This window comes from Tsukamurella sp. PLM1, from assembly GCF_023168325.1.
Lineage (GTDB): Bacteria > Actinomycetota > Actinomycetes > Mycobacteriales > Mycobacteriaceae > Tsukamurella.
The window spans coordinates 3,198,381-3,210,201 of sequence record NZ_AP025688.1 but is presented as its reverse complement, the minus strand read 5'-3'; the positions used below and the strand labels follow the sequence as shown (position 1 = coordinate 3,210,201).

The window sequence follows — 11,821 nt, the reverse complement described above, 5'->3', positions numbered from 1 at the left end:
GTGGATAGTGCCCGCTCCAGCGGCACGTATCCACCGCACAGCCGTCTGCCGGCTCGTTAGGGTGGCGAGCATGGACGTCTGGATCGCCGAGCCCGATCGCGATGCCGGGATCGTCGCAGCACTCCGCACGGCATGGACTGCCACGTCGGGCGGGGAACCGGTCCCGGACGACGACGGCTTCGTCGACCGTGTCCGCGACTGGTGGGTCCGGGACCGCCGCACGGTGCTCCTGTCCGGGAACCGGGCGTCCACGGCCGTCGCGGGGATGGTGACGCTGCACGAGTACGTCCGAATGCCCCGCGCGGGGGAGGAGTCGACGGCGTGGGGGTACGTCGGGCACCTGTTCGTGCTGCCCGCGGCGCGCCGGGAGGGGCACGGACGCGCGCTGATCCTGGCGACGCAGCAGCTGGCCCGCGATCGTGGCTACCGTCGACTGGTGCTCTCACCGAGTGCGGAATCGGTTGCGCTGTACCGGCGCGCGGGGTTCCGCACGGCGGACGAGCTCATGGTGTGGGAACCGGATCGGAGCGGTGCCACGTCGTGATCGTCCGGGGTCCGGCGCCGCGGTCGAGCGCCCGCACGAAGACGGCGCAGCCGATGCCGGACAGCACCATTCCGATGGCGAAGGTGCTCGCGTAGCCCAGCAGGTCGCCGCTTGCGCCGCCCGCGAACGCGGCGATCCCCTGGGTGGCGACCACGGCGCTGGCGAGCAGCGTGTAATCGGCGCCGGCGTCGTCCGGTTCGCAGGCATCCATCATCAGCGTGAACATCGCGACCAGGGCGGCCCCGCCGAAGACGTGCTCCAGCACCGTCGCGGCGATCACCGTCGCGCCGCCGCCCATCCCGAGCGCGGCGACGACGTACAGGCTCACCGCGAGGGTCTGGCTGACGCCGCCGAAGATCAGCGCCCGCCGCCGGCCGTGCCGGAACGCCACCCAGCCGCCCACCGCCGAACCGGCGAGTGCGCCCGCGGAGCTCAGCGCCCCGCTCACGATCGCGATCTCCTTCAGGCTGAGCCCGACGTCGTGCAGGAACGGCCCGGCGATCGACGACGCCATCGCGTTGCCGAACTTGTACGCCGCCAGCACCCCGATCAGCGTCAGCACGCCCGGTCGCCGGAGCCGCGCGAACCAGGCCGTCGCCAGGCCGCGCGTCCGGGGCTCGACGGTGCGCCGCGCACCGTCGGGCCGCTCGTCCCGGACGAGGAACACGACGGGGAGCGTGCAGAGCAGGATGAGCCCGCCCAGGGTGAGCAGGACGACGCGCCAGCCGCCCTCCGCGAAGATCCAGAGCAGGCCGCCGCCGCCGACGATCATTCCGACGCGGTACGCGCCCGTCTGGATGCCGTTGCCGAGGCCCGCGCGCGGGCGTCGAGCAGGCGTACCGCGAGACCGTCGGTGGCCACGTCCTGCGTGGCGGAGAGCAGGTTGATGGCCGCGATGGCGACGAACAGCCACCGCAGAGAACCGGTGAGGTCGGTGGCGGCGAGAGCGAAGGCGACGCCGGCCGAGCCGAGCTGCGTCGCGAGCAGCCACCGGCGGCGGGTGCCGAGCCGGTCGACCGCGGGCGCCCAGAGGAACTTCAGGCCCCACGGGAGGTACAGCAGCGAGGTCAGGCTGATCGCGGTGAGCGAGAGGCCTGCGTCGCGCAGCAGCACGGGGACGGCGTTGGTGAAGAAGCCGAAGGGGAGGCCCTGGGCGAAGTACAGGCCGGTGAGAAGGATCAGCACCCGCATTCGCCCGCGCACCCCGCGATTGTGGCAGAACCCGCCCGCGGGCGCAGAAACACCTGTGGCGGCCGACCCGGTTCGGGTCGGCCGCCACAGGCGACGTCAGTGGGTGCGGACTAGCCGCGGCCACCGCAGCTCGGCCACGCGCCGATGCCCTGCGAGGCCAGAACGTTCTCCGCGACGCGGATCTGCTCGGCACGCGAGGCGTTGTGCGGCAGGCCGGAACCGCCGTTGGCGCGCCACGTCGACGGGCTGAACTGCAGGCCGCCGTAGTAACCGTTGCCGGTGTTGATCGACCAGTTGCCGCCCGACTCGCAGGCCGCGATGGCGTCCCAGTTCACGCTGTCGGCGTTCGCTGCGCCGGTGCCGAAGGCAACGGGAGCGGCGACGATCGCGCCGGTGACGGCCATCATGCCCAGGGTCTTACGGATGTTCTTCAAGGTGTTCCTTTCGCCGTGCGCATGCCAGGACACAGCCCGATTGGGGCAGAGGTGTCGGGGAAGAAATGGGCCGCGCCTTCTCTGTCGGGCACGGCAGTGGGCTGAAGGGAGAGCGTTCAACCTGCGGATCGACGTGGTGCGTCGGTCTCCGCGGTCCGGCGCCGGTACATCTGAGATCACTTCGGCGGCGGGCCCACTCACACGCGGGTTCGTGGATTCAATTGTGTTCCCGCTCAGCGGGTCGAGAAGAACACTAGGGGCTATCGGCGCGGTGTCATCCCCGCTTCGGGATGGTCGCGGTTTGGTAACGGTCCGGTCACGGTAGCCTGTGAGGACGGTAAGTCCAGGTCACGGCGACGATTGCTAACAATAGCTTGCATGCGTAATGACCTGCGGAAAGTGATGGTAATCACAGGTGTTTTGTGGTCGCGGTCACGTGAATCGAAGGTCACGGAACGGTGAACGGGGCGCCGCCACTGCGTGCGTGGCGACGCCCCGTTCGGGCGGTGTCGGTGGACTACTTGAGCTGTGCGCTCGTGAGGTCCAGGTGGCGGCGCGCGATGATCAGCTGCTGGATCTGCTGCGTGCCCTCGAAGATGTCGAGGATCTTCGAGTCGCGCGCCCACTTCTCCAGCAGGGTGCGCTCGGAGTAGCCGAGCGCGCCGGCCAGCTCGACGGCCTTGAGCGTCACGTCCGAGCCCACGCGGCCGGCCTTCGCCTTCGCCATCGAGGCGTTCATCGAGTTCGGCACCTTGTTGTCGGCCATCCAGCCGGACTTCAGCGTGAGCTGGTAGGCGGCCTCCCAATCGGACTCGAGGCGGATGAACTCGGCCGCGGCGTGCGGCAGGGAGTTTACGGGCGCGTCGTAGTCGATGACGATGCCCGCGTCCTCCAGGACGGTGCGCAGCTCCTCCAGCGACGCCCGCGCGACGCCGATCGCCATGGCGGCGACGAGGGGGCGGGTGTTGTCGAAGGTCTGCATGACCCCGGCGAAGCCCTTCTCCACGTTCACCTCGGGGCTGCCGAGGATGTTCTCGAAGGGGATGCGGCAGTCCTCGAAGCGGATCTCCGCGGTGTCCGAGGCGCGGATGCCCAGCTTGTGCTCGAGCCGGGCCACCGTGACCCCGGGTGCTCCCGGGGGACCACGAAGGACTTGATCGCGGCGCGGCCGGCGCTCTTGTCCACGGTCGCCCACACCACGATGTGATCGGCGCGAGAGCCCGACGTCACGAAGATCTTGGTGCCGTTGAGGACCCATTCGTCGCCGTCGCGCACCGCGGTCGCGGTCACGGCGGCGGAGTCCGAGCCGAACGACGGCTCCGTGATCGCCATCGACGCCCAGACCTTGCCGAAGCGCTCGAGCTGCTCGTCGGTGGCCACCGCGGCGATGGCCGCGTTGCCGAGGCCCTGGTACGGGAAGGCGAGCATGAGACCCGCATCGCCCCAGCACATCTCGATCGCGTTGATGATCGACTCCATGGTGCCGCCGTTGCGGCTGCCCGCGGTGACGTCGGCCGGCTTGGGCTTGGGCTTCTCCTCGCCCTCGCCCTTCTTACGGTCGCCACTCGCCGCCGACGGTGCCTGGCCCGCGTCGGCCAGTCCGTCGTAGAGCGCCGCGATGGTGTCGAGTTCCTTGGGGTACTCGTGTTCGGCGAGGTCGTACTTGCGCGAGATGGGGCGGAAGATCTCCGCCGCACCCTGGTGCGACATCTCGGCCGACGCCTTCAGCTTCTTGGGGAGTTCCAGATTGATTGCCATGATGGTTCTTTCGTGAGAAGGAGTCGGACTAGAGGACGGCGACGCCCTCGGCGATACCCACGGCCCGCAGGTCGCGGTACCAGCGCTCCACCGGGTGCTCCTTGGTGAAGCCGTGGCCGCCGAGCAACTGCAGGCCGTCCAGGCCGATCCTCATTCCCTTGTCAGTGGCGAACTTCCGCGCCAGCGCGGCCTCGCGGCTGAACGACAGGCCCTGCTCGGCGCGCGAGGCGCCGCGCCACACCAACAGCTCCAGTCCGTCGATCTCGGTCGCCATGTCGGCCACGGCGAACGCCACCGCCTGACGGTGCGCGATCGGCTCGCCGAACGCCTCCCGCTCCTTGACGTACGGGGTGACGTAATCCAGTACGGCACGCGAGGTTCCGAGCGCCAGCGCCGACCAGCCGAGGCGTGCGAGGCGCACGACCTCGGTGTAGTTCTGCGCGGCGGTGTCGAGGTCCACCTCGCCCAGTAGCGCGGTGGCGGGAACCTTGACCTTGTTCAGGTTCAGGCGGCCCAGCGACGCGGCGCGCAGGCCCATGCTCGGGTCACCCTCGACGATGACGCCCTCGCTGCCGGATTCCACGATGAACAGGGCGGGCTTGCCGTCGAGTTCCGCGGCCACGACGAACAGCTCCGCCGTACCCGCCTGCGGCACCATCGACTTCACGCCGGTGAGCACGAACCCGCCCGACGTGCGGGTGGCCTTCGTGGCGAGTGCGAACGGGTTGAACAGCGCGCCGGGCTCGCTGATCACCACCGAGGACTGCGGCACCTTTTCGCCCGCGAACTCGGTGAGGTAGGTCTGCTGCTGGCCGTCGGATCCGTACTGCGAGAGCGTGACCGCGACGCCGCTCGGCGCCAGGATCGGCAGGGCGAGGCCCATGTCGCCGTAGGCGAGGGCCTCGGCGACCAGGGCGTTGGTCACGACGCCGCGGTCGGTGCCGGCGCCGTCGAGCTCCTCCGGCACGTTGATCATCGTGATACCGAGCTCCGTGGCGCGCTCGAGCAGCGACTCCGGGGCCTTCGTCGCGGCGTCGGCGTCGAACGCCGCGGGGCGGATGATCTCCGCCGCGAAGTCCTTGACCGTGTCGGCAATCATCTTCTGCTCGTCGTCGGGGGTGAGGTCGTAGTTCGACCTCGTGCTCGAGCCGAGTCGCTTCGGCTTACCGCCGCCGGCCACCACCTTGAAGGAGCGGTTGGCCGCGCCGAGTGCCTTGAACCCGTGCTTGGTGCCTTCGTAGGCGACGCGGTTCACCACGTCCTGTAGGCCGCGGTTCTGCACGAACGGCGTCTGGACCACGGCCATCAGGGCGCGGATCAGCTGGCCCGTGGGGTTGCGCCGGATCGGGTTCTTCCCGATGGCGCTGGTGTCGCGGGGATCGGTTGACGTGCTCATCTCCACCATCTCGTCCATGTGGCGGCCGTGCGCGGGGAGCTGATCCCGGTGCCGGTATCGCCAACTTACTCATCAGTCAGGAGCGACCTTACTCCGCGGTAAGTTCGGTGCCAAGAGTTGGGACGAAACACCGCCCGGCGTGTCACGCGTTGAGACGGCGCAGCACCTGCGGATGCAGTTCGGGGTTCGCCGCGACGGCCGAGCCGGCGTGCGGGCCCGGAGTGCCGTCGGTGCCCGTGAACAGGCCCCCGGCCTCCCTGACCACGATCTCGACGGCGGCCAGGTCCCACAGCGACACTTCGGGTTCCACCGCGATGTCGACGGCGCCCTCGGCCACGAGACAGTAGCTCCAGAAGTCGCCGTAGCCGCGCAGGCGCCACGCGTCGGCGGCCAGGGCGAGGAACCGCTCGCGCGAACCGGCGTCCGGGAAGTACGACAGGTCGGAGAACGAGATCGACGAGTCGGCGATCTCGCGCACGCCCGATACCGAGATCCGGCGGGGTTCGGCACCGTCGAACGCGGTGAACGCGCCCGACCCCGCCGAGGCGAACCACCGGCGGCGCAGCGCGGGCGCCGAGACCACGCCGACCACGGGCACCCCGTCCTCGAGGAGCGCGATCAGCGTGCACCACACCGGCACGGCGCGGACGTAGTTCTTCGTGCCGTCGATCGGGTCGATCACCCACTGCCGTCCCGAGAACACCGGCTCGCCGCCGAACTCCTCGCCGAGCACCGCGTCGCCGGGACGCGCGACCGCGAGGCGGTCGCGGATCAGGGTCTCGGTCGCGAGGTCGGCGTCCGAGACCGGCGTGAGGTCGGGCTTCGCGTCGACCTTCAGGTCCAGGGCGCCGAACCGTGCCATGGTCAGCTCGTCCGCGGCGTCGGCCAGTTCCAGAGCGAGGGCCAGGTCGGGGTGCAGGGCGGGGGCAGCGGAGTTCGACGGTGCGCTCGACATGCGTGAACGGTAGCCGAGGCCGGGCAGCGCGCCCACGACCGGCGCTGGGGCACCGATTCCCGGAGCGTCGGTAATCTGGACATATGGAACTGGTCTGGATCGGGATGCTCGCCGTGATGCTCGCCGCGCTGGTGATCATGTGGCAGCGCTCGAAGAAGGGGACACTCGGCACCGCGCCGGCCGGGCCGGGCATGGAGGACGGCGAGCTCACGCTCACCGGAGTCAGCCCGCGCCCCGTCGAACCCGATCAGAAGGGGCAGGCGTTCGTGACCGTCTCGGGCAGCATCGTCGGCCCGACCACGGCGCCCACGCACGTCTACCGGCGTCTCGTGGTCGACTTCACGGAGCGCTGGCCGGAGGTCGGGGACCGGCTGCCCGTCTACTACAAAGTGGGCAAGGTCGACAGCTCCTGGCAGCTCGGATCGCTGCAGCCGCCCGCGCTCTGAGGGGCACTACGTCGTGAGGAGGCGCCACAGCCCGATGGTCCCGACCACGACGATGACGGCCCGAAGGGCGGTGGGCGAGAGGCGTCGGCCGAAACGCGCCCCGAGCGCGCCGCCGGCCAGCGATCCCACCGCGATCACCCCGGCCACCGGCCAGTCGATCCGGTCGAACGCGACCACCAGGTAGAACACCGCCGCGACCACGTTCACCAGCAGCGAGAGCAGGTTCTTGGCCGCGTTGAGCCGCTGCAGGTCGTCGTGTACGAGGACCCCCATCGCAGCGACCAGCAGAATGCCCTGCGCGGCGGTGAAGTAGCCGCCGTACACCCCGATCGTGAAGGTGGCGGCGACGAGCGCCGCGAGCCGGCCGCCCGACGTCGCCGCGGCATCGTCGTGTGGCGCCGTCCACCTCTGAATGCGCGGCTGCAGCACCACCAGGACCAGCGCGAGCACCAGCAGGACCGGGACGACCGTCTCGAAGACGGTCTCGGGCAGGTGCAGCAGGAGGAACGCGCCGACAAGCGCACCCGCGACCGAGGCCGGCATCTGCCAGCGCAGCCGCGCGAGTTGCCCGGAGAGCTCGCGCCGGTAACCCCAGGTTCCGGAGACCCCGCCCGCGACGAGGCCGACGGCGTTGCTGATCGTCGCCGTCACCGGCGGAACGCCGAAGGCGACCAGCGTCGGGAAGGTGATCAGCGTGCCGCTGCCGACGAGGGAATTGATGAATCCTGCGCCGACGCCGGCGACGAGGACGATCACCAGCTCCCATCCGGCCATGAGGCGACCTTAAGGGCGCGGCCGGACTCGCGCGGCGCGCGGGGCCAGTATCCTGAGTGACTGTGCATCCTGACGTAACCGCAGACATCGAGAGCCTCGACACCACCCTGCAGACGGTGGAGAAGGTGATCGACCTCGACGAGTTGCGCCGCCGCGTCGACGAGCTGGAACACAAGGCGTCCGACCCCGAGCTGTGGAACGACCAGGCCAACGCGCAGCAGGTCACCAGCCAGCTCTCCCACGCCCAGGCCGAGTTGCGCCGCGTCACCGACCTGCGCCAGCGTCTCGACGATCTGCCGGTGCTCTACGAGCTGGCCGAGGCGGAGGAGGGTGACGACCGGGTGGCCGCCCTCGAGGACGCCGACGGTGACCGCGCCCAGCTGCGCGTCGAGATCGAGGCCATGGAGGTCAAGACCATGCTCTCGGGCGAGTACGACGCTCGCGACGCGCTGGTCAACATCCGCGCCGGCGCCGGCGGCGTCGACGCCGCGGACTGGGCCGAGATGCTCATGCGCATGTACGTCCGCTGGGCCGAGAAGCACGGCTACGGCGTGGAGGTCTACGACACCAGCTACGCCGAGGAGGCGGGCCTGAAGTCCGCGACGTTCGCGGTGAAGACCGACTACGCGTACGGCACGCTGTCCGTCGAGATGGGCACCCATCGCCTCGTGCGGATCAGCCCGTTCGACAACCAGGGCCGCCGCCAGACCTCGTTCGCCGAGGTCGAGGTGCTGCCCGTGGTGGAGACCACCGACCACATCGACGTCGACGAGAACGAGGTGCGCGTGGACGTGTACCGGTCGTCGGGCCCGGGCGGCCAGTCGGTCAACACCACGGACTCCGCGGTGCGGCTCACGCACATCCCGACGGGCATCGTCGTCACCTGCCAGAACGAGAAGAGTCAGCTGCAGAACAAGGTCTCGGCCATGAAGGTCCTGCAGGCCAAGCTGCTCGAGCGCAAGCGGCAGGAGGAGCGCGCGCAGATGGACGCTCTCAAGACCAACGAGGGCGCGTCCTGGGGCAATCAGATGCGCTCCTACGTGCTGCACCCGTACCAGATGGTCAAGGACCTGCGCACCGAGTACGAGGTCAACAACCCGTCGGCGGTGCTCGACGGTGACCTGGACGGCTTCATCGAGGCCGGTATCCGCTGGCGGATGCGCGGCGATGACGACTAGCACGCTGCTCGCGACCTCCTTCCTCCCCGATGTCACGGGGTGGCGGCTCCTCATGTTCCAGCGGGTGCTGCCGATCGCGCTGTGGATAGTCGCCGCGGTCCTGGCGAACCGGTTCGTCAACTGGTCCTCGGCCCGCGTCACCATGCGGATCGACGCCCAGTTCAAGAACAGTGACTCCCTCGTCCGCTCGGAGTCGGCCAAGCACCAGCACGCGCTGATCCAGGTGATCAGCTGGGTCGCGATCGCGGCGATCTACCTGTTCGTCGCCTACCAGGTGGTGAAGGCGCTGGGCGTGCCGATCAACGCACTGGTCGCGCCGGCCACCGTCATCGGGGCGGCGCTGGGCTTCGGAGCGCAGCGGATCGTGCAGGACCTGCTGGCGGGGTTCTTCCTCATCACCGAGCGCCAGTACGGCTTCGGTGACGTGGTGAACCTGAGCCTCACCGGTGGCTCGGAGGCGGAGGGCACCGTCTCCGACGTCACGCTGCGAGTGACCAAGCTGCGCAACACCGACGGCGAGGTGATCACCGTCCCCAACGGGCAAATCGTGAAGGCCACCAACCTGTCCAAGGACTGGGCGCGTGCCGTCGTCGACATCCCGTTGCCGAAGACCGTCGACATGGGCAAGGTCAACACCCTGCTGCACCGCGTCGGCGAGCGGGCCTACAACGACCCGATGATGTCGACGCTGCTGCTCGACGAGCCCACCCTCATGGGCATCGAGTCGATCGACCTGGATCGGGTGAACCTGCGGATGGTCGCGCGCACGCTGCCCGGCAAGCAGTTCGAGGTCGGGCGCAATCTGCGCGAGCGCATCGTCCGCAGCCTCGCGACGGCCGGCATCGAGGTCTCGCCGGTCACCGACACCGTCGAGGACGAAGAGGAGGTGCGGCCGCAATGACCGAGCCCTCGCAGGCCCCCGGCGGCCCGTCCGGGGACGACCGGGCCGAGCCCGAACCCACCCGTCCCGTCCCGACAGCGTGGGAGCGGATCCCGAAGACGATCCCGCACACCCGGGCCCGTACCAGCACCGTCGTGCTGGGCCTGGTGTTCCTGGGGCTGATGTGGTGGTACCTCGACCTGTACGCGCAGTTCGTCCCCGAGGAGCAGCGGCGCACCGGGCAGACGCCCGTCGCCACCACGACCGCGCCCGCGCCCACGCAGGAGGAGCCCACCTACGACGCGCCGATCACCACCACGCCCGGCCCGGAACCGTCGAGCGCGGTCGCGCCGAGCGGCGCGGCGGGGAGTCCGGCGCACCGTCGTCGACGAACCCCGGCCGCTCGGGGGAGCCGGTCGCACCGATGACGGGGGCGTCGGCGACCACCTCCGCGCCGGGGATCGTCCTGCCGGGCGGAGTTCCCCTGCCGGAGATCCCGGGTGCGACGACCGAGCCTCCCACTCCCGGCGGCGCACCGTCGACGACGGTTGCGCCGGGCTAGCGCCGGGCGTCAGTACACTGGGCGACCGTGATCACGCTCGAGAACGTCACGATGAAGTACAAGGCGTCGGCCAGGCCGGCGCTCAGCGACCTGTCGCTGCAGATCGGCAAGGGGGAGTTCGCCTTCCTGATCGGGCCGTCGGGTTCGGGCAAGTCGACGTTCTTCCGGCTCCTGCTCAAGGAGGACAAGCCGACCACGGGCGACGTGCATGTGGGGGAGTTCCACGTGAACAAGCTGTCGGCGAGGCGTGTGCCGCAGCTGCGGCAGTCGCTGGGCTGCGTGTTCCAGGACTTCCGCCTGCTGCAGCAGAAGACGGTCGCGGAGAACGTGGCGTTCGCGCTCGAGGTGATCGGCAAGCCCCGCACCGTGATCGACCGGACCGTGCCGCAGGTGCTCGACTACGTCGGGCTCGGCGGCAAGGCGAACAGGATGCCCGACGAGCTGTCGGGCGGCGAGAAGCAGCGCGTCGCGATCGCCCGCGCGATCGCCAACCGGCCGCTGCTGCTGCTCGCGGACGAACCCACCGGCAACCTCGACCCCGACACCTCCGCCGAGATCGTGGACGTACTGGACCGGATCAACCGGGCCGGGACCACTGTGGTCATGGCCACGCACGACCGCCACATCGTGGACTCGATGCGCCGCCGCGTGATCGAGTTCCGCATGGGCGAGATGGTGCGCGACGACGCGACCGGCGTCTACGGCCTGGGCCGCTGAGACCCGCCGACTGATACGACTTCGAAGGACTGATTCCACGTGCGTGCCAGCTTCATCACCAGCGAGGTCCTCACGGGCCTGCGCCGGAACGTGAGCATGACGATCGCCATGATCCTCACCACCGCGATCTCGCTCGGCCTGTTCGGCGGCGGCCTGCTGGTGGTGCGGATGGCCGACAAGAGCCAGGACATCTTCCTGCAGCGCGTCGAGATCCAGGTGTTCGTCGACGACAAGGTCGCCGCCGACGATCCGAATTGCCAGAAAGAGGTCTGTCAGGCCATCGAGTCGAAGATCAAGGCGCAGCCGGGCGTCGACTCGATCGACTTCATCTCCCAGGAGAAGGCCCTCGAGACGGCGAAGTCCAAGACGTTCGCCGACCAGCCGGAGCTGGCCGAGCTGGTGCGCCCGGGCGTATTGCCGGCGTCCTTCAAGGTGCGCGTGGGCGACGAGAACCGGTTCTCCGCGGTGATCGACGCGGTGAAGACCCAGCCGGGCGTGTCCGGCGTGCAGGACCAGCGCGAACTGGTCGAGCGGGTCTTCTCCGTGCTCGGCGGCGCGCGCAACGCGGCCTTCTTCGTCGCCCTCATCCAGGCCGTCGCGGCGATCCTGCTGATCGCCAACACCGTGCAGGTCGCGGCCTACACGCGCCGCACGGAAGTGTCGATCATGCGGCTCGTGGGCGCGAGCCGCTGGTACACCCAGCTGCCGTTCCTGCTGGAGGCGGTACTCGCCGCGGTGATCGGCGCCGTGCTCGCGATCGGCGGTCTGTTCCTCGGCAAGTCGCTGTTCTTCGACCGCGCGCTCCGCGAGATGTACGGGGTGAACATCCTGGCGCGGATCACCAATACCGACGTGCTCCTGGTCTCGCCCTGGTTGATCCTCGTGGGCGCCGGCTTCGCCGCCGTCACCGCGTACGTCACGCTGCGGTTCTACGTGCGGGAGTAGCCGCGCGGCGCCCCGCCGATAAGTCGCTTTCCGCGCACCGT

General features: G+C 69.7%; 11 protein-coding genes and 2 pseudogenes. 7 read left to right on the top strand and 6 right to left on the bottom strand.

Annotated features, from left to right (window positions below; all coding sequences use genetic code 11):
* The first annotated feature begins 70 nt into the window (after positions 1–70).
* Positions 71–544 (top strand): GNAT family N-acetyltransferase, encoded by a 474-nt coding sequence (locus MTP03_RS16485; protein ID WP_248489153.1) that lies wholly within the window; start codon positions 71–73, stop codon positions 542–544.
* Here the strand turns inward: MTP03_RS16485 and MTP03_RS16480 are convergent.
* The 5 genes and pseudogenes from MTP03_RS16480 to hisN form a co-directional block, all read right to left on the bottom strand.
* Positions 504–1,735: pseudogene (locus tag MTP03_RS16480) on the bottom strand (MFS transporter). The gene MTP03_RS16485 and the pseudogene MTP03_RS16480 sit on opposite strands and share 41 nt — an antisense overlap.
* Positions 1,736–1,845: 110 nt before the next feature.
* Positions 1,846–2,169, bottom strand: a complete 324-nt coding sequence (locus MTP03_RS16475) for a transglycosylase family protein (RefSeq protein WP_248489152.1) — start codon at positions 2,167–2,169, stop codon at positions 1,846–1,848.
* 517 nt (positions 2,170–2,686) lie between these two features.
* Positions 2,687–3,927: pseudogene (locus tag MTP03_RS16470) on the bottom strand (acyl-CoA dehydrogenase family protein).
* A 28-nt stretch (positions 3,928–3,955) separates the two neighbouring features.
* Positions 3,956–5,332 carry an acyl-CoA dehydrogenase family protein gene (locus tag MTP03_RS16465; protein ID WP_371820985.1) on the bottom strand — a complete coding sequence of 459 codons (1,377 nt, stop codon included), beginning with the start codon at positions 5,330–5,332 and terminating at the stop codon, positions 3,956–3,958.
* A 133-nt stretch (positions 5,333–5,465) separates the two neighbouring features.
* Entirely contained in the window at positions 5,466–6,278 is an 813-nt protein-coding gene (gene hisN, locus MTP03_RS16460) for a histidinol-phosphatase (protein ID WP_248489150.1), read from the bottom strand.
* An 83-nt stretch (positions 6,279–6,361) separates the two neighbouring features.
* On the opposite strand from hisN, the gene MTP03_RS16455 reads away from it, so the two are divergent.
* Positions 6,362–6,724, top strand: coding sequence for a hypothetical protein (locus MTP03_RS16455; protein WP_248489149.1), 363 nt, complete (start codon positions 6,362–6,364; stop codon positions 6,722–6,724).
* 6 nt (positions 6,725–6,730) lie between these two features.
* Here the strand turns inward: MTP03_RS16455 and MTP03_RS16450 are convergent, their stop codons facing one another.
* Complete coding sequence (locus tag MTP03_RS16450; protein WP_248489148.1) at positions 6,731–7,498, bottom strand: sulfite exporter TauE/SafE family protein; 768 nt, start codon at positions 7,496–7,498, stop codon at positions 6,731–6,733.
* A 62-nt stretch (positions 7,499–7,560) separates the two neighbouring features.
* On the opposite strand from MTP03_RS16450, the gene prfB reads away from it, so the two are divergent.
* The 5 genes from prfB to ftsX all read left to right on the top strand — a co-directional run bounded on the left by prfB (position 7,561) and on the right by ftsX (position 11,780).
* Positions 7,561–8,676 (top strand): peptide chain release factor 2, encoded by a 1,116-nt coding sequence (gene prfB / locus MTP03_RS16445; RefSeq protein WP_248489147.1) that lies wholly within the window; start codon positions 7,561–7,563, stop codon positions 8,674–8,676.
* A complete protein-coding gene (locus MTP03_RS16440; RefSeq protein WP_248489146.1) occupies positions 8,666–9,577 on the top strand; it encodes a mechanosensitive ion channel family protein in 912 nt (303 codons plus the stop codon). Before prfB ends, MTP03_RS16440 begins: the two co-directional genes overlap by 11 nt.
* Positions 9,574–9,984, top strand: a complete 411-nt coding sequence (locus tag MTP03_RS16435) for a hypothetical protein (RefSeq protein ID WP_248489145.1) — start codon at positions 9,574–9,576, stop codon at positions 9,982–9,984. The genes MTP03_RS16440 and MTP03_RS16435 overlap by 4 nt, the downstream gene beginning before the upstream one ends.
* Before the next feature lie 161 nt (positions 9,985–10,145).
* Positions 10,146–10,835 carry a cell division ATP-binding protein FtsE gene (ftsE, locus tag MTP03_RS16430; RefSeq protein WP_248489144.1) on the top strand — a complete coding sequence of 230 codons (690 nt, stop codon included), beginning with the start codon at positions 10,146–10,148 and terminating at the stop codon, positions 10,833–10,835.
* A gap of 39 nt (positions 10,836–10,874) precedes the next feature.
* A complete protein-coding gene (gene ftsX, locus MTP03_RS16425) occupies positions 10,875–11,780 on the top strand; it encodes a permease-like cell division protein FtsX (protein ID WP_248489143.1) in 906 nt (301 codons plus the stop codon).
* The last annotated feature ends 41 nt before the right edge of the window (positions 11,781–11,821 follow it).

What these genes read in the sequence shown, in the direction of transcription:
- MTP03_RS16485 (WP_248489153.1), top strand. Translation starts at nt 71, where the DNA reads ATGGACGTCTGGATCGCCGAGCCCGATCGCGATGCCGGGATCGTCGCA.
- MTP03_RS16465 (WP_371820985.1), bottom strand. Translation starts at nt 5,332, where the DNA reads ATGGTGGAGATGAGCACGTCAACCGATCCCCGCGACACCAGCGCCATC.
- hisN (WP_248489150.1), bottom strand. Translation starts at nt 6,278, where the DNA reads ATGTCGAGCGCACCGTCGAACTCCGCTGCCCCCGCCCTGCACCCCGAC.
- MTP03_RS16455 (WP_248489149.1), top strand. Translation starts at nt 6,362, where the DNA reads ATGGAACTGGTCTGGATCGGGATGCTCGCCGTGATGCTCGCCGCGCTG.
- MTP03_RS16450 (WP_248489148.1), bottom strand. Translation starts at nt 7,498, where the DNA reads ATGGCCGGATGGGAGCTGGTGATCGTCCTCGTCGCCGGCGTCGGCGCA.
- MTP03_RS16440 (WP_248489146.1), top strand. Translation starts at nt 8,666, where the DNA reads ATGACGACTAGCACGCTGCTCGCGACCTCCTTCCTCCCCGATGTCACG.
- MTP03_RS16435 (WP_248489145.1), top strand. Translation starts at nt 9,574, where the DNA reads ATGACCGAGCCCTCGCAGGCCCCCGGCGGCCCGTCCGGGGACGACCGG.